The sequence below is a fragment of the Bacillus nitroreducens genome (assembly GCF_964021195.1).
The window spans coordinates 491,460-508,015 of the sequence record NZ_CAXHYI020000003.1; the positions used below are offsets into that span (position 1 = coordinate 491,460).

Genomic DNA, 16,556 nt, shown 5'->3' on the forward strand with positions numbered 1-16,556 from the left:
ATTCATTTCCTGCCTTTTTTCATAAACAACCAGATGGCACTCAAACTTAAAATCAATGCTTGAGAAACAAATAAAATGATTGCTCCGATCTTTTGTTCACTTATAGGTGGATATGGTAATAAGTTTTCTATTAAATCTGGTGGAATCTCTTCACCTAAAGGTACGCATAAAGCTAATGCGGCAAGCATTTGGCTCGTGTCACTATATACCGTATATAATGCACCATCAGCAAACAATAAAAAGAGGGTTACTGGCACAAATAATAGGATATTCACCACAATATACATGAGCTTGTGCTTAAATGCCAGATGGTCCTGCTCTTCAATTGGTCCAATGATAGGCCACCATAAGAGTACCGCAGCCAAAATCAAACCTATTAAAAAGAAATAATTTGTAAAATACCCTGTTCGAATCCAGTCAAACACAACAGGTACGTGGTACCCAATAAATAAACTATGGAACACAATAATCGCAAACAGTGGATGTGTTAGAGATCGATAAACTTTTTTTACACCACTATATTTTAGTGATTTTTCTAACAGATTTGTCTTCAATCCAATGACAATCAATGGTGCAGCGATAAAAAGCACAATTATGATCTGAATGATATGCGCTCGAAATAGCATGCGTCCCAATAAGTTCAAAGGACTTCCTACTGCCAAAAGAATCAGCAACATACTAGCAGCAAACGCAACTGACTTATACTTTCTATGGCCGTCTGGCGTAGGTAATAAGAATAGATACAAGACAATTAAAATCAACGTAAAAAAAATGACCCCACCGTTAAATTGGGAGTGAAAGCTAAAACCATCTAATAGTTGACTAATCACAATATCACCTTACTTTTGGATATTGGTTTGTCTGGAACGTAACATTCTCCAAACATACACTTCTACAAATATTGTAAGACCTCTCTCACTCCTTGGTATATGATTTATATCACATGTCGATTTTCAAACATTTTTCAGACAAAAAAAGTCCATATTTAAACCAAAAAGATTTAAATATAGACTGTATTTTTATAATGGCAATAATGTTACTGTTTCTTTTTCTTTTAACCCACTCACCATTTCAAGCCATTCTGCAGGTTTGTTCGATAGTACGGTGTAATAGGTTGTTAGAAAATCAACAACCAATTGACTTGGTAGTTCACTTACTTGGTCATCACTAGGCATGAAGCATAAGTCGAGTCCTTTCACTGCTTCTCCATCATTGTTCCATGATGGATGAACATAATCTAAATCAATCCGTTTATAGCCTAGATGAGATAAAACCTCACGTCGAACAAACGGGTCCATTGGCTTCACGGTACCGAACTCATAATGTGAAACTTTGTATGGATCATAAATTTCAGCAAACATACCGAAGAGATCTTTTCCATTTGCCTTGGCTAGTTCCTGTAGATCATGACTACGGTTTTGCGCTAAATAGCGGCCAATGCTTAAACCAGGTTGACCGATAATCGTAAAATCAGTCATAGCAATATTCCAATCTGGGTAATAACGATATTCTGTTGCACCAACAACCTCATTCTCGTGCACTGCAACGAAAACGCGGATACTTGGGTCCTCCAACGGCTCCTTCCAAAGTTCAAAATCGAGTACCTCTTCTTTTGGAAACACAGTCTTCATTAACTCATGCATTTTTAAAAACAATGGATCATTGATGCTTGTTATTCTTTTATAGTCCATCTCAACATCTCCTTTTAAGGTAGTTCAAAACGTCGGATAAAAATGACATATCGCAGATGACCTTCGACTAATTACCGACACATCCTGTGGAAGCTCGTTAGCTTGATTTTTCCGTTCCTTGGAAAAGAAAATCGCTTTTCCCTTGTGCAAGAACAATTGCTCTCGTCTTAAAAGCATACGCTCCGCTACTCAAAGCATCGCCGCCTCGAACTTTCAACGCACAGGATGTGCTAGTGTCGAAAAGACAAAAGGACGTGGCGTTTTTGTCAACATGGTCCTTTTCATCCTCCTTTTGAACTGAGATTATTACTTCCAATCAGGATAAAGATCTGTTCTGCGGTCACGCCATGTTGTAACAGAACCACGCTCACGTACTTCGTAGAGAAGGTCTAAATCAAGATCAGCTGTTACGATCATATCGTTGTTTATTTCACCTTCAACCAAAATCCCCTTTGGAGGGAATGGAATATCGTTTGGGGTAATGACTACTGCTTGGCCAAAATTTGCACGCATAAAATCAACTGTTGGCAATGAACCAACCGTTCCGGTTCCTACAACATATACTTGATTTTCCACTGCTCTTGCATGGCTTGTGTATCGTACTCGATGGAAGCCATGACGGTCATCAGTACAAGACGGACAAAAGATGATATCAGCACCCTTTGCCTTCGCGATTCGAACGATTTCTGGGAACTCAATATCATAACAGGTTAACATGGCAATGCGTCCTTTTTCCGTATCAAAGACTTGGAAATCTTCACCTGGTGACATATTCCATTCGTTCACTTCCGTAGGAGTAATATGCAGTTTTGCTTGCTCCCCTACCCTACCATCTGGATAAAATAAGTGTGCTACATTGCGAAGATGATTTCCCATCCGAATTACATGTGTCCCCCCAATGATATGCACATTATATTGTTTGGCAAGTGTTGAAAAAAGAGTTCGATACTCTTTAGTAAAGCCTGGTAGATCATCAATTGACATGCTCGAGCCATCATCTTTTCCAATTGATAAAAGCTGTGTTGTAAAAAACTCAGGAAACAGAATAAATTCTGCATCAAATTCCATTGCAGTTTTAATATAATGCTCACATTGAGCAGCAAATTCATCAAAAGAATGTATGGTGTGAAGATGGTACTGCACGGCTGAAACTCTTATTTTCAAATCGAGATCCCCCTTTAAATTTACGTTCATATAAGTGGATTATTACCTATTTTTATCATTGAAACAAGTTAAATATTATTAAGAAACAATCATACATACGACAGGTTGATGAGAACAACATGATGTTGGTCGCTCTGACGTTACCATAGACCCTGCTGAGAGGAAAAATCCTAATCCGAATCTGACCTTTTCCCTCTAAATAGTAGTTTATAAGTTTCTCCATTCAAAACCCTTTATTTTCCACGAATTATTCTTCCGTACGACTTTTCCTTATGTTAAGATAATGCTTGTCTATACAATTTATAAAAAATGTCGTAATCTTTTTGAAACGTTTCTGCAACATTTACGTCATATATATTGAAGAATATTACAGCAAAGAAGGTATGCAAGATGGCGAGCGAAAAGAAAGTGAGAAAAGGCAACATTATCAAAATCATTGCGTTGTTTGGCTTTATTGTGTTGTTACTCTTATATTCTTTCTTTCTACTACAATCTAAATTTTTTCTAGAAGCAAACGCTTCAGAAGATGATGTTACTGTTGTAGAAACACCTGACAATAATGAAACAATTGATGATAATATGAATGTTGAAGACGTGACGAATGGAAATGCCGAAGAGGAAAAGTCCACTGAAGAAGATCCTTCACCTAACACAGAACCTATTACCGACCCAACTCCAGGTACTGAAAATTCAACACCACCCGAAGTAGATGAGGAACAGGAAGAAAGTCAAGACAAGGAAGTAACAAAAGAAACACCGGCCCCACCATCCCAGACAGTTTATCTTACATTTGATGATGGTCCACACAAGGTTTCAATGGATATTCTTGCATTACTCGATCAATATGATGCGAAGGCAACATTTTTCATGTTAGACGGCAATATCAAAAATTACCCTGATGCTGTAAAAGAAATGGTTAATAAAGGGCATAGTGTAGGCCTTCACGGTGTAACCCATGATAAAAATAAATTCTATCAATCTTCAAAATCTGTTCTAGGAGAAATGGACCAAACACAGCAGACCATTCTAGAACTGACAGGAATAGAAACGGACTTAATTCGTACCCCGTTTGGAAGTGCACCCCATATGACAGATGCGTATAAAGACGCAGTTGATGCGGCAGGATATAAAATGTGGGATTGGAATATTGATAGTCGTGATTGGCAATTTAGAGATAGCCGCTATGTCGAGAGTGTAATTGATCAATTAAATAATCTCAATCGAGTCAATGAACCCATTGTGATTTTGTTACATGAACGACCTGAAACACTGGAACATTTACCAAAACTATTAGACTATCTAACAGAACAAGGTTACGAATTCGGGACACTGGATTCCTCCATGCATCCAATACAGTTATTCTAAGCAGATGACTTTTGTGGTCATCTGTTTTTTTTTTGGCTCTATAATATTTGTTGGGGTTTAAACAAAATTTTGTGTGCATAAAAAAACACGCAAACTCCACATTCTTTTATACTTGAATTGTCTAGAAACAAGTCTAAAGAATGGAGTTGCGTGTATATGGATTTTACCATGATTATTCCTGGATTAAAAGGGTCAATCCTAACCAATGTTGAAGAAGTGGGCGAAGTTATCCGCCTGTACGTTGAAATGGAGCGAAAAGTACATCGGTGCCCTAAATGTAATCAAAGGACGAGTAAAATTCATGACTATCGTATACAAAAAATTCAACACTTAAAGTGGTTTGAAAGAAAAACCCAAATCTTTTATAAGCGTAGACGATATGTCTGTGAATGTGGGAAACGTTTTTCAGAGAAAAATCCTTTTGTCATGCGTTATCAACGTACCTCAATAGAATGGAATCAAGCTATATCAATTAAAGCGATTAAAGGAAAAACATTTAAGGAAACAGCTGAAATCTACGGGTGTTCATCTTCAACCATTATACGTCGATTCGATCAAATTTCACGAAGTGAAATTCGTCCGGTGGAAGAATTACCTACAGTTATAGCTATTGATGAATACAAGGGTGATACCCGCGAAGGGAAATACCAGTTAATCATTGCGAATGGGATAACAAAAGAACCGATTGATATTCTACCAAATCGTTATAAACGTACGATAAAAGACTACTTAAGAAAGCACGGATCTAGAGTGCAAATAATCATAATGGATATGAATCATTCCTTTAAAGCAGCCGTTCAAGAGGCATTGGGTAAACCTGTTATTGTAGCTGATAGATTTCATTTTTGTCGTTACATCTATTGGGGGCTTGATGGAGTAAGACGTCGAGTACAAAACCAATTTCATGGCTACGACCGTAAAAAGTGTAAACGTATGAAACATGTCTTTCATAAAGACTGCCAACGCTTAACTAAGGATGAGAAATGGCATTTAAATCGTTACTTGGAGATGTCGAATGAACTCAAACAAGCATATGAAATTAAAGAGGCATATCGTTCTTGGTTTTTACGTGCCAAAGAAAACGGAAAAAACAGTATCAGTTTGGTTAAAAAGGAATTGGAAGAACTATATAAGTTAATTGAGGATTCAAAGATACCTGAAATGATTAAAGCAATAAAGACCATACAAAATTGGCAAGTTGAAGTATTAAATAGTTTTGCCTATGAATATTCAAATGGGTTTTTAGAGGGAATTAATAATTCAACCAAAGTTCTAAAGAGAAATGCTTATGGATTTAGAGTTTTTGAACGCTTTAGGGCGAAGATTTTATTAACACACAAGTATAAAAGAATTGGGGTACATATTGGTTAACCGAGTTGGTGTGATTCTCCTCTATAAAAAATGATGAATGGTACCATCCATCATTTTTTATAGAGGCCACCAAGCGTAGCGCGGTAGCCTAAAACCCCAACATTTGATTTAGAACCTTTTTTTTGAGATAAACATCGCTAACTGAGGTAAACTAAATAGACAAATAGTAAAATGGAAGGATTTTTGCAAAATATGAATGGCCAAAATCGCGCAGATATAAAACCAGGACTCCAAGTACAAATCGTTTTAAAGAAAGACCAACGAACTGGTATACTCACAAAAGGAATTGTGAAAGATATTTTAACAAAGTCCAGCTTCCATCCTCACGGGATCAAGGTGCGATTAGAAGATGGACAGGTTGGTCGAGTGAAGGAAATTATACAATAGGACAAGAAATGAGGACTTATATATGTTATCTTTTGAAGAAAAACTTGCAATCATCGAATCATTCCCTGAGCTTACGCGCAAAAATGTTTCTTTAGGGAGAGTCAATTTTCATTATGAAGACAGCGTTTTTGAAAAAAAGATCGTTGTTCAGCATCTCCATCCAAATGGAAACGGGTTTGTTTATGCTGGGAACCTCCAAAACTATGAAGTGGATGCAAAAGGATTTATCAATATACGGGATTTCTCCGAAGCTGAACTACGTAGAATCGTAAAGGAATCCATCCAATCCCTCTCCGCAAATTCCCCTTTAGCAAGGGAGAATGCCATCATTGGAGAAGGCCAAGAGGAACGATGGGTGAATGATGAAGGACAAACACTACTTCTTGTACTCGAAGAAGAATGGTGGAATGTATACGCTGGGCTAAACCTAGAAGCTGCCTTTGGATCCTACGACGAAGCTGAAGACTACCTTTTCGAAGAAGGCTTTAAACTACAACACTGATGCCATTTTAGGGTAACATTCTTACAACAATAAAAAGCAGCAAGAGGAAAACGACTCATTTCTCTCTTGCTGCTTTACTTTTAGTGTATTATTCATATGTTAAGTTAGACTGTGTTAGTTACAGATTTTAAGTGTGAGATGCTGTGTTTTTAAAATGCATTTTCTACTTTTTTCATCCCGCTAGCATCCTAAAATTTTTTCAGCATTCCTTACGCGTTCATCAGTTGGAGGTTCTATATGCTTTAACTTGTATTCGAGTCCTAAACTTTCCCATTTGTAGATGCCAAGTTTGTGATATGGAAGAACCTCAATTTTTTCCACATTGTTTAACGTTTTGATAAACTCAGATAGCTTCGTTAGATCTTCATCATTATCACTAATTGTTGGGACTAGCACATGGCGTATCCAAACGGGGACTTTCTTCTCTGCCAAGTACTGTGCAAAGTCGAGAATGTGATCGTTACTTAGGCCTGTTAAGTCTTTGTGCTTCACTGGGTCAATTTCTTTGATATCAAGTAAGACCAAGTCAGTTAGTGGCAGTAATTCCTCTAATTTTTCCATAAACTGAGGAGAACGTGAAAAGCACCCGCCAGAGCTATCAATTGTGGTATGAATACCAAGCTTCTTGCACTCTTTAAAAAGCTCAATTAAGAATTCGAGTTGAAGCAAAGGCTCGCCACCACTTACAGTGACGCCACCGCCTGACGCTTGGAAAAAGGGAAGATACGTTTTTATATCATGGATAATCTCTTGAACACTCATTTCTTTCCCCTTATTTAATTTCCAAGTATCGGGGTTATGACAGAACTGGCAACGGAGCAAACACCCCTGAGTGAATATGACATAACGTAACCCTGGTCCGTCTACTGTTCCACACGTTTCGATGGAATGAATGCGTCCGTTCATACTTTTCGTCCTCCTCTATCTTACATGCTTTCGTGGAATGTTCGGTTTATCACATCAATTTGTTGTTCCCTTGTTAATTTAATGAAATTCACAGCATATCCTGATACACGAATGGTTAATTGTGGGTAAAGCTCTGGATGTTCCATTGCGTCCATAAGAGTTTCTCTGTCAAACACGTTAACATTCAAATGGTGTCCTTTTTTCATTGCATATCCATCCAATAATCCTGCTAGATTGCTAATCCTTGCTTCTTCCTCCCTACCTAAAGCCTTCGGAACAATAGAGAAAGTATTTGAGATCCCATCAAGGGCATACTCATATGGTAGCTTAGAAACAGAGCTTAACGATGCAAGCGTTCCTTTTGTGTCACGACCATGGAGTGGATTTGCACCTGGAGCGAACGGTTCTCCTGCTTTTCTTCCATCAGGTGTGTTACCCGTCTTTTTCCCGTATACCACATTAGATGTTATCGTTAAAATGGACTGAGTGTGAACAGAGTTGCGATATGTTTTGTGCTTTTTTATTTTGGTCATAAAACGTTTCACAAGTTCAACTGCGATATCATCAACACGATCATCATTGTTACCGTATTTCGGGAAATCTCCTTCAATCTCGTAATCTACCACTATGCCATTTTCATCACGAATTGTTTTTACTTTTGCATATTTAATTGCACTTAATGAGTCTGCGACTACAGATAGACCTGCAATTCCGCACGCCATTGTACGTAAAATTTCACGGTCATGCAGGGCCATTTCAAGGCGTTCATAGCTGTATTTATCATGCATATAGTGAATGATGTTTAAGGTGTTTACATAGAGACCAGCAAGCCATTCCAGAACGACATCGTATTTTTCAATCACTTCCTCATAATCCAAATATTCGGAAGTAATCGGTGCATACGTTGGTCCTACTTGAATTTTTAGTTTTTCATCCACTCCACCATTGATTGCATAAAGTAGAGCTTTCGCAAGGTTTGCTCGTGCACCGAAGAATTGCATTTGTTTTCCAATAGCCATAGCGGAGACACAACACGCAATTCCATAATCGTCACCATAGGTTTCACGCATAATATCATCATTCTCATATTGAATAGAGCTTGTTTTAATAGACATTTTTGCGCAATACTTCTTATAATTTTCAGGTAGTTTTACAGACCAAAGCACAGTTAAGTTTGGCTCTGGGGCTGGCCCTAAATTGTCTAGTGTATGCAAGAATCGGTATGAGTTTTTTGTTACCAATGGACGTCCATCTACTGCAACACCAGCTAGTGATTCAGTTACCCAAGTTGGATCTCCGCTGAATAATTCATTATAGTCTGGTGTTCTTGAGAACTTAACAAGACGCAGCTTCATTACGAAATGGTCAACAATCTCCTGTGCCTCTTGCTCGGTTAGAATGCCGTTCGCTAGATCTCTTTCAATATAAATATCTAAGAAAGTAGACACACGACCTAAACTCATCGCAGCACCATTTTGCTCTTTGATGGCAGCTAAGTATGCAAAATATAACCATTGGAATGCTTCCTTCGCATTTGTTGCTGGTTCTGAAATGTCATAACCATAAGAAACAGCTAATTCTTTCAATTCTTGTAATGCACGAATTTGTTCAGAAAGCTCTTCCCTGTCACGGATAATATCATCCGTCATTACACCATTTCCTGTTTCAAGCAGGTCTTTTTTCTTTTCCTCGATTAGACGATCAACCCCATAAAGTGCAACTCTGCGGTAATCACCTATGATTCTTCCACGTCCATATGCATCAGGTAGACCAGTAATAATACCTGCTTTTCTCGCAAGTCTCATTTCTGGTGTGTACGCATCAAATACTCCTTGGTTATGTGTTTTTCGATATTCGGTAAAGATCTTTACAATTTCTTCATCTACTTCAAATCCATAAGATTTAGCCGCATCGACAGCCATTCTGATTCCGCCAAAAGGTTGCAATGAACGTTTGAATGGTTGATCAGTTTGAACACCAACGATTTTTTCCTTTTCCTGATCGAGGTAACCAGGACCATGTGAAGTAATCGTTGATACAACCTTCGTATCCATATCAAGCACTCCACCATTTTCGCGCTCCTGCTTGGTTAACTCCATTACTTGTTCCCATAAAAGATTGGTTGCCTCTGTTGGCCCCTCTAAAAATGAATCATCTCCACTATATGGTGTAAAATTCTCTAGTATGAAATTACGTACATCGATTTCTTTTTGCCATTTACCTTCTTTAAAATTAGCCCATGCTTTCATAATCAATGACCTCCATTAAAAGGTTTGGATACATTTAAATTTAGTTAGTTCAATTATTCATCGAAAGTTTGCTCAGTACTGAACAAACTTTTCTATAAATTAATCATACTACGGGAATAGGGTGGTGTCATGTGAAATAATTCACAAATTAATATCATTACCAATTTAGTCACATTTTCATCATTAATTTGTCAAAATTTATCAGGATTGGGTAATGGGTAATTAGTGTTGAGGTACCTGGAAGTGTTTTTTGACTCCAAAAAGGTTGGAAATACCCAATTTCCAGTTTTTAGATTTCAATGATGCTCCTAACCGCCTAGAGGTACACCTACCTCCTATTTTCTGGTTTTTGACAGCACTCCAACCAAGCTGGACATACACCAGCCTCCTAATTTATGGTTTTCGACAGCACTCTAACTCAATTGGAGTTACATCAACCTCCTAGTTTCTGGATATCAACAGCACTCTAACTCAATTGGAGTTACACCATCCACCTAATTTACTCCAACTCGTATTGAGATCACTAGCCACTTTTTCTAGATTTATATTAGTCCCATAAAGAATTGAAAAGTCAGTTAGGAGAATGACGTTTTTGAAGGTTAAGGCAGAATAAAACCCACACTACTACTGGCAATGAATGGCAGTCTGTAATATGATTAAATTAAACAAAATTGGGATTGGGGGCACAACATGTCAAAGCTAGTCATTACACAAGATATCGAGCAAGAGCATTTGAACCAAATCGAATCGATTATTCCAAACTGGGAGATTGTTGCGGGGCAGGATTCTTCAGTTTGGTTAGAGCATCTCAAAGATGCTGAGGTGATTGTTGGTTGGAAAAAGGAAATAGCTGAGCAATGCATACATAGTGAATCCAAGCTTCGTTGGCTCCAAAGTTGGAGTGCAGGTGTAAATAACATGCCACTTGATGAAATGGAGAAGAGCAACATCCTTTTAACAAGTGCTAATGGTGTTCACGCTTATCCAATTTCCGAGACCATTTTTGCGTTAATGCTTGGTTTAACGAGAAAAATTCATTCCTATGTACGTAATCAACAAGAGAAAAAATGGCATCACTCAAATATGAAACTTGAAATTCACGAAAAAACGATTGGGATTGTCGGCGTTGGTCACATTGGAAAGGAAACAGCAAAGATTGCAAAAGCATTTGGGATGACAGTGCTTGGAGTTCGTCACTCTGGTCGTGATGAGGAATTTGTGGATGAAATGTATACAACAGATCAATTATCAGAGGTTCTGCCTCGTTGTGACTATGTTGTTTTGACATTGCCATTAACTGAAGAGACACGTCATTTGTTTGGTGCTAACGAGTTTAGGAGAATGAAATCATCAGCAATCTTTATTAATATTGGACGCGGTGAGATTGTCGTTGAAGAGGAACTGATTGAGGCATTACAATCAGGTGAGATTGCTGGTGCTGGATTGGACGTATTCACGAAGGAGCCTCTACCTGAGGACAGCCCGCTTTGGGATTTTGAAAATGTGATTGTCACACCGCACACATCTGGTTCAACAGAACATTATGCAAAACGTGTCATTGAGGATATCTTTATTCCAAATCTAAAGAGTTATGCTCAAGGTGGAGTCCTACCAATAAATGTAGTGGACTACAAAAAAGGATATTAAACGATTGTGAGGATAAAGGGAGACAGGTGCTCGTATTGTTATTGAGATACTAACCCTATCCCCTTATCCCACTAGTCTTCGTCTTTTACATCAATGTCTTCGGGGATTGGTTCGTTTAGCCATTCTTCGTAGAGCCTTTTATATTTTTCAAGTTGTTCCATCGTTGTATTGAATTGCTCTTTGTTCAGAAGGTACTGTTCACCATCAAAAAGTGCACGCACCTTTTTTTCTTGGATCAGCTTTTTCAGTAGTTCCTCTGGAATAGACAAATATTCTGCTGTTTCTTTGACTGTTAAATACAACTTGCTCATCCTTTTTTACTTTCGAATTTTGTACGCCCTGCGTTCTGCATACTCCGAACAAGGAATACACACATTTATTGTATTCCCCTTATCATCCACATACTTGCGCAAAGGCTTTATTTTTCTTTTACAGATTACGCATTTCTTACTAAAGAAAGAAAACATCTTGTTCCCCCTTTCAGAGAAACACCCCTCTATTTTACTTCACATCCTTCATAGCGGTCGATAAAATATATTTTTCTTTTGTGCTCTTTCAATCTTTTCATTCCAAGTGTTTAACATGAATTCCTCCATTTTTTCTGTGGAAAAGCCTGTTATTTTCTCAATATGACTGACTGTAATGAAGACTTATCCTCTTACTCTATCAAACCCTATATATCTTGTACCTTGAAATGTCAGCTTTCCGAAATCACCTTCAGCAAGTTGACCAAACTCACTTCCAGAAACCTTGAACTCAGACCGGTCACCACTCTCAAACTCAAAAGTTACATAATAACTAGTAGATGATGACACATGATGGTGATGTGGTTCAGTATGATGGTGGGTATGTCTGCTCACATGCGTACGCTTTGTTTTTACACTTGCAGGAACACTTAGTCTTGGCGAATCTTCATTTTTCTTCCATTGACCAATTCCCTTTCCTATATTAACAATTATGAGTCCAATCACAACAATGAAACCAATCATTACGATAAAAGGTACAATATTGAACATTACGTCTCCTGGGTACATAAACTTCCCCCTTGAATTCAGCATCTGTATTATTTATTACGCTTTAATAATCAAAAAGTTTCAATGGTCAAAATCCTATTACGTCAATCTCACGAGACTTAAACCAAAAAAACAGACCCTCCCTGATGAAAGGTCTGCTTGATTTTCGAGACAGTATACGTTCCCTTGTCCTATTATTCTCCGAGATCAACGTTATGATAGACTTGACGCACGTCTTCAAGGTCTTCTAAAGCATCGATCATTTTTTCGAATTTTTCTTTCGCATCGTCCGGAAGGGTTACATCATTTTGTGCAAGCATGGTTAATTCTGCTACTGTAAATTCCGTAATTCCAGCGTTTTTAAAAGCTTCTTGGACAGCATGGAATTGATCAGGCTCTGCGTAGACGATCACAGAATCCTCTTCTTCAAGAACATCACGAACATCTAAATCCGCTTCCATTAGCAATTCTAGAACTTCTTCCTCTGTTTTCCCTTCAATTCCAAATACAGCCGTTGCATCAAACATGTAAGCTACAGAACCACTTACACCCATGTTTCCGCCATTTTTACCGAATGCCGCACGCACTTCGGATGCCGTACGGTTTACGTTATTTGTTAATGCATCCACAATCACCATTGAGCCATTCGGTCCAAAACCTTCATAGCGAAGCTCATCGTAATTTTCTTCAGAGCCACCTTTTGCTTTTTCAATTGCACGGTCAATGATTGCTTTTGGTACATTATATGTTTTCGCACGCTCAAGAACGACTTTTAAATGTTGGTTTAGTTCAGGGTCAGGTTCACCCTGTTTAGCTGCAACATAGATTTCGCGTCCAAATTTTGCGTAGATTCTACTTGTGTTTGCATCTTTGGAAGCTTTTTTTTCCTTAATATTGTTCCATTTACGTCCCATCTTGAACACTCGCTTTCGAATATTGAATGAGTCTATATTATACCTCAATTTTCTTATTAAAAAAATATGTGTTTGACAGGCTATATTGGATTTTTTTGCTAATATGTATCTTTATTCCATGGCTAGACCCCCTGACATCGCATGTTGTATCAGGGGGACAACCGTTTTTAACATCCACTTTTAATTGATGGTAAGACTTCAGTAAGGGTTTTTATTCAGACGTTCTGCCAGGCCAATATACGGCTTTTCATCATGAAGTTCCTTCGTTTTTCCTTGTAACAAACTCTCATTCCACTCATAGGCATGGGAACCATGTTCGGCAAAATCTAATCCTGCAATTTCTTCTTCATGAGAAACGCGAATAGGTGAAATCTTGTTTATAACGGCTGTGAATAAGGTAACCAATCCTACCGACCAGATCACAACAGCGATAACACCGATGGCTTGAATCCCTAATTGACTAATTCCACCACCATAGAATAGACCTGTTGAAGTTGAAAATAATCCTACAGCAATGGTTCCCCATATTCCGCATATCCCATGAACAGTAATTGCACCAACAGGGTCATCAACTTTAAGCTTTGCATCTAGGAAACGAACACCTTCTACAAGTAGAATTCCTGATACAATCCCTACTAGAATTGAGCCACCTAGTGAAATTTCAGCAGCCCCAGCAGTAATTCCTACAAGACCTCCTAACACACCATTTAAAGAGATAGAAGGGTCGACTTTTCCAAATCGAATTTTTGTATATAGAGCCGTTGAAATAAACGCAGATGCGGAGGAAAGTAACGTTACAGCAATTACACTAGGAACTAATTCAGGATCAGCAGCTAACGTACTTCCACCGTTAAACCCAAACCAACCTAACCAAAGAATAAATACCCCTAATGCACCAAGTGGAATATTATGTCCTGGTATTACATTCACTTTATTTCCTGCATATTTACCAATACGAGGTCCGAGTATTAGAACTACGCCCAAGGCAGCACTAGCACCCGTTAAATGAACGACTGTCGACCCTGCAAAATCAGAGAAGCCCATTCCTGCCAACCAGCCATCAGCCCATATCCAATGCCCTACCACTGGATAGATGAAGGCCGTCATTGCAACCGTAATCCAAATGTAGCTACTAATTTTGATTCGTTCTGCTACAGCACCAGAAATAATGGTCGCACATGTAGCTGCAAAAACAGCCTGGAAGACAAAAAAGTCGATGTCACTTCTTCCATTAAGGAAAAAACCGTCCGATCCTATTAGACTTCCAAGTGACTTACCAAACATCAATCCAAAACCTACCACAAAAAATAAGATAGAGGCGATACTAATCGTTAAAAAGTTTTTCATAATGATATGAAGAGCATTCTTAGCTCTTGTAAAACCGCTCTCTACTAATGTAAAGCCTGCGTGCATAAAAAACACTAATGTTGCAGCAAACATGACCCAAACTAGATTAATAGATGTTTCGAGAGTCTCTGCAGTCGGAGCGGCTGCATGAACTGGTACAACTGTCATAATTAAAAGTAAAAAAACGACTATACTTATGCTCTTCTTTACCATATTTTCTCCCCCTCTATAAAATAGCTTTTCTTCCTGTTTCTCCTGTTCGGATCCGTATGGCTTCCTCAACTGGCATAATAAAGATTTTGCCATCACCAATGGAACCTGTATCACAAGTTTCCAAGATGATCGAAACAATCTCATCTACTTGAACGTCATCTACAACTAATTCAATTTTCAACTTTGGAAGAACTTCTATTTCAAAGGTTGTTCCACGGAACAACCCTTGTTTCCCTTTTTGTTTCCCAGTACCTGCTGCTTCCGTTACAGTCATACCCCCTATTCCAATCTCATAAAGCCTATCTTTTAATTCCTTGAATTTTTCAGGTCTAGTTACAATCTCGATCTTTTTCAATTGACTACCCCCTTAATACAAAGTCATATATTGTTCTCTTTCCCATGCATCTACTTGAGTACGGAACTGGTCCCACTCAATGAGCTTTGCTTCAACAAAATGGGTACTAATATGTTCACCAAGGGCATTTGTAAGTAGTTCATTTTTCGAAAACGCGGCTACTGCTTCTTTTAGATTTTCTGGAAGACTTTGAATTCCTAGCTCTTCCATTTGCTCGTCTGACATATGATAGATATTTAGATTAACAGGATCATCTAAGGTAAGTTTATTTTGAATTCCATCCAAGCCAGCAGCAAGCATTGCAGCTAGCGCTAGATATGGATTTGCTGATGGGTCTGGATTTCTTAATTCAATTCGCGTGCTAAGGCCTCTACTAGCTGGAACACGAACGAGTGGACTACGATTTTTTGCGGACCACGCAATATAACTTGGGGCTTCATAACCTGGTACTAAACGTTTATAAGAATTTACGGTTGGATTCGTAATCGCAGCAAAACTATATGCATGCTTCAGAATCCCTGCTAAATATTGTTTAGCTGTTTCACTTAGACCTAGCTCATCATTTTCATCATAGAATGCATTCTCATTCCCTCTAAACAGCGATTGGTGACAGTGCATCCCTGAACCATTTACACCATAAAGGGGCTTAGGCATAAAGGTTGCATGGAGCCCGTGTTTTCTCGCGATATTTTTTACAACTAATTTGAAAGTTTGAATTTGGTCTGCTGCATGAACAGCATCAGAGTACTTAAAATCAATCTCATGTTGCCCAGGAGCTACTTCGTGGTGAGATGCCTCAATTTCAAACCCCATCTCCTCTAATGTTAGGACAATATCCCGACGACAGTTTTCACCAAGGTCTGTTGGAGAAAGGTCAAAATAGCCACCGTTATCGTTAAGTTCCATGGTTGGCTGACCATTGCTATCCGTCTTGAATAAGAAGAATTCTGGTTCTGGTCCAACATTCATCGCTGTAAAACCTAGTGAATTCGCTTGACTTAATACTCTCTTCAATACCCCTCTAGGGTCACCAGGAAATGGTGTACCATCAGGTAGATATACATCACAGATTAGACGAGCAATCTTACTTTCCTCTGCACTCCAAGGAAAGATCAACCAAGTGTTTAAGTCAGGATATAAGTACATATCAGATTCTTCTATTCTTACAAAACCTTCAATGGAAGAACCATCAAACATCATTTGATTATCTAACGCTTTTTTCAATTGACTTAACGGTATTTCTACATTTTTTATAATGCCAAACAAATCTGTGAACTGTAAGCGAATAAAGCGTACATTCTCCTCACTTGCAATTCGTAAAATTTCTTCTTTCGTATACGTTCTTCCCATAACTAATTCCTCCTTATATTTATCATTAGCCGCGCAACCGCCACACCTAAGCAACCACAAGTCATCAGGTCATCTGATATGT

At 38.3% G+C, this 16,556-nt stretch carries 16 protein-coding genes; 5 read left to right on the plus strand and 11 right to left on the minus strand.

Features of this window, described 5'->3' with window-relative positions; genetic code table 11:
- Positions 1 to 2 precede the first annotated feature (2 nt).
- The 3 genes from ACWPVE_RS06145 to ACWPVE_RS06155 all read right to left on the minus strand — a co-directional run bounded on the left by ACWPVE_RS06145 (position 3) and on the right by ACWPVE_RS06155 (position 2,855).
- Positions 3 to 830 (minus strand): cytochrome c oxidase assembly protein, encoded by an 828-nt coding sequence (locus ACWPVE_RS06145; RefSeq protein ID WP_453991680.1) that lies wholly within the window; start codon positions 828 to 830, stop codon positions 3 to 5.
- A 189-nt stretch (positions 831 to 1,019) separates the two neighbouring features.
- On the minus strand, positions 1,020 to 1,691 hold the full coding sequence (locus ACWPVE_RS06150; RefSeq protein WP_453991682.1) for a GNAT family N-acetyltransferase: 672 nt from the start codon (positions 1,689 to 1,691) through the stop codon (positions 1,020 to 1,022).
- 306 nt (positions 1,692 to 1,997) lie between these two features.
- Positions 1,998 to 2,855 carry a carbon-nitrogen hydrolase family protein gene (locus tag ACWPVE_RS06155; RefSeq protein ID WP_453991684.1) on the minus strand — a complete coding sequence of 286 codons (858 nt, stop codon included), beginning with the start codon at positions 2,853 to 2,855 and terminating at the stop codon, positions 1,998 to 2,000.
- A gap of 390 nt (positions 2,856 to 3,245) precedes the next feature.
- Between ACWPVE_RS06155 and ACWPVE_RS06160 the strand changes: the two genes are divergently transcribed.
- The 4 genes from ACWPVE_RS06160 (at position 3,246) to ACWPVE_RS06175 (ending at position 6,480) form a co-directional block, all read left to right on the plus strand.
- Positions 3,246 to 4,220 (plus strand): polysaccharide deacetylase family protein, encoded by a 975-nt coding sequence (locus ACWPVE_RS06160; protein WP_453991686.1) that lies wholly within the window; start codon positions 3,246 to 3,248, stop codon positions 4,218 to 4,220.
- Between the two features lie 150 nt (positions 4,221 to 4,370).
- On the plus strand, positions 4,371 to 5,591 hold the full coding sequence (locus ACWPVE_RS06165; protein WP_453991688.1) for an ISL3 family transposase: 1,221 nt from the start codon (positions 4,371 to 4,373) through the stop codon (positions 5,589 to 5,591).
- Between the two features lie 192 nt (positions 5,592 to 5,783).
- A complete protein-coding gene (locus ACWPVE_RS06170) occupies positions 5,784 to 5,978 on the plus strand; it encodes a YwbE family protein (RefSeq protein WP_453991690.1) in 195 nt (64 codons plus the stop codon).
- Between the two features lie 22 nt (positions 5,979 to 6,000).
- Positions 6,001 to 6,480 carry a hypothetical protein gene (locus ACWPVE_RS06175; protein ID WP_453991692.1) on the plus strand — a complete coding sequence of 160 codons (480 nt, stop codon included), beginning with the start codon at positions 6,001 to 6,003 and terminating at the stop codon, positions 6,478 to 6,480.
- A gap of 180 nt (positions 6,481 to 6,660) precedes the next feature.
- On the opposite strand, the gene pflA is transcribed toward ACWPVE_RS06175, so the two are convergent.
- Positions 6,661 to 7,386: a pyruvate formate-lyase-activating protein gene (gene pflA / locus ACWPVE_RS06180; RefSeq protein WP_453991694.1), complete on the minus strand. Its 726-nt coding sequence runs from the start codon at positions 7,384 to 7,386 to the stop codon at positions 6,661 to 6,663.
- Positions 7,387 to 7,406: 20 nt separating this feature from the next.
- The gene (gene pflB / locus ACWPVE_RS06185) at positions 7,407 to 9,635 is read right to left on the minus strand and encodes a formate C-acetyltransferase (protein WP_453991696.1); all 2,229 of its coding nucleotides are present in this window, start codon (positions 9,633 to 9,635) and stop codon (positions 7,407 to 7,409) included.
- Positions 9,636 to 10,325: 690 nt separating this feature from the next.
- Between pflB and ACWPVE_RS06190 the strand changes: the two genes are divergently transcribed.
- Complete coding sequence (locus ACWPVE_RS06190) at positions 10,326 to 11,282, plus strand: D-2-hydroxyacid dehydrogenase (RefSeq protein WP_453991698.1); 957 nt, start codon at positions 10,326 to 10,328, stop codon at positions 11,280 to 11,282.
- 71 nt (positions 11,283 to 11,353) lie between these two features.
- Here ACWPVE_RS06190 and ACWPVE_RS06195 read toward each other — a convergent pair whose 3' ends face one another.
- From ACWPVE_RS06195 to glnA, 6 genes are all read right to left on the minus strand, one after another.
- Positions 11,354 to 11,593 carry an excisionase family DNA-binding protein gene (locus ACWPVE_RS06195; protein ID WP_453991700.1) on the minus strand — a complete coding sequence of 80 codons (240 nt, stop codon included), beginning with the start codon at positions 11,591 to 11,593 and terminating at the stop codon, positions 11,354 to 11,356.
- 339 nt (positions 11,594 to 11,932) lie between these two features.
- Complete coding sequence (locus ACWPVE_RS06200) at positions 11,933 to 12,316, minus strand: DUF2500 domain-containing protein (protein ID WP_453991702.1); 384 nt, start codon at positions 12,314 to 12,316, stop codon at positions 11,933 to 11,935.
- Positions 12,317 to 12,489: 173 nt separating this feature from the next.
- Positions 12,490 to 13,209 carry a YebC/PmpR family DNA-binding transcriptional regulator gene (locus ACWPVE_RS06205; RefSeq protein WP_453991704.1) on the minus strand — a complete coding sequence of 240 codons (720 nt, stop codon included), beginning with the start codon at positions 13,207 to 13,209 and terminating at the stop codon, positions 12,490 to 12,492.
- Between the two features lie 198 nt (positions 13,210 to 13,407).
- The gene (locus tag ACWPVE_RS06210; RefSeq protein ID WP_453991706.1) at positions 13,408 to 14,769 is read right to left on the minus strand and encodes an ammonium transporter; all 1,362 of its coding nucleotides are present in this window, start codon (positions 14,767 to 14,769) and stop codon (positions 13,408 to 13,410) included.
- 13 nt (positions 14,770 to 14,782) lie between these two features.
- The gene (locus ACWPVE_RS06215) at positions 14,783 to 15,124 is read right to left on the minus strand and encodes a P-II family nitrogen regulator (RefSeq protein WP_453991708.1); all 342 of its coding nucleotides are present in this window, start codon (positions 15,122 to 15,124) and stop codon (positions 14,783 to 14,785) included.
- 12 nt (positions 15,125 to 15,136) lie between these two features.
- The gene (glnA, locus tag ACWPVE_RS06220; protein WP_453991710.1) at positions 15,137 to 16,474 is read right to left on the minus strand and encodes a type I glutamate--ammonia ligase; all 1,338 of its coding nucleotides are present in this window, start codon (positions 16,472 to 16,474) and stop codon (positions 15,137 to 15,139) included.
- Positions 16,475 to 16,556 lie beyond the last annotated feature (82 nt).

Bases quoted from the DNA above. Each gene is read 5' to 3' on its own strand.
- ACWPVE_RS06150 (WP_453991682.1), bottom strand. From the start codon at position 1,691: ATGGACTATAAAAGAATAACAAGCATCAATGATCCATTGTTTTTAAAA.
- ACWPVE_RS06160 (WP_453991686.1), top strand. From the start codon at position 3,246: ATGGCGAGCGAAAAGAAAGTGAGAAAAGGCAACATTATCAAAATCATT.
- ACWPVE_RS06170 (WP_453991690.1), top strand. From the start codon at position 5,784: ATGAATGGCCAAAATCGCGCAGATATAAAACCAGGACTCCAAGTACAA.
- ACWPVE_RS06175 (WP_453991692.1), top strand. From the start codon at position 6,001: ATGTTATCTTTTGAAGAAAAACTTGCAATCATCGAATCATTCCCTGAG.
- pflA (WP_453991694.1), bottom strand. From the start codon at position 7,386: ATGAACGGACGCATTCATTCCATCGAAACGTGTGGAACAGTAGACGGA.
- pflB (WP_453991696.1), bottom strand. From the start codon at position 9,635: ATGAAAGCATGGGCTAATTTTAAAGAAGGTAAATGGCAAAAAGAAATC.
- ACWPVE_RS06190 (WP_453991698.1), top strand. From the start codon at position 10,326: ATGTCAAAGCTAGTCATTACACAAGATATCGAGCAAGAGCATTTGAAC.
- ACWPVE_RS06195 (WP_453991700.1), bottom strand. From the start codon at position 11,593: ATGAGCAAGTTGTATTTAACAGTCAAAGAAACAGCAGAATATTTGTCT.
- ACWPVE_RS06200 (WP_453991702.1), bottom strand. From the start codon at position 12,316: ATGTACCCAGGAGACGTAATGTTCAATATTGTACCTTTTATCGTAATG.
- ACWPVE_RS06205 (WP_453991704.1), bottom strand. From the start codon at position 13,209: ATGGGACGTAAATGGAACAATATTAAGGAAAAAAAAGCTTCCAAAGAT.
- ACWPVE_RS06210 (WP_453991706.1), bottom strand. From the start codon at position 14,769: ATGGTAAAGAAGAGCATAAGTATAGTCGTTTTTTTACTTTTAATTATG.
- glnA (WP_453991710.1), bottom strand. From the start codon at position 16,474: ATGGGAAGAACGTATACGAAAGAAGAAATTTTACGAATTGCAAGTGAG.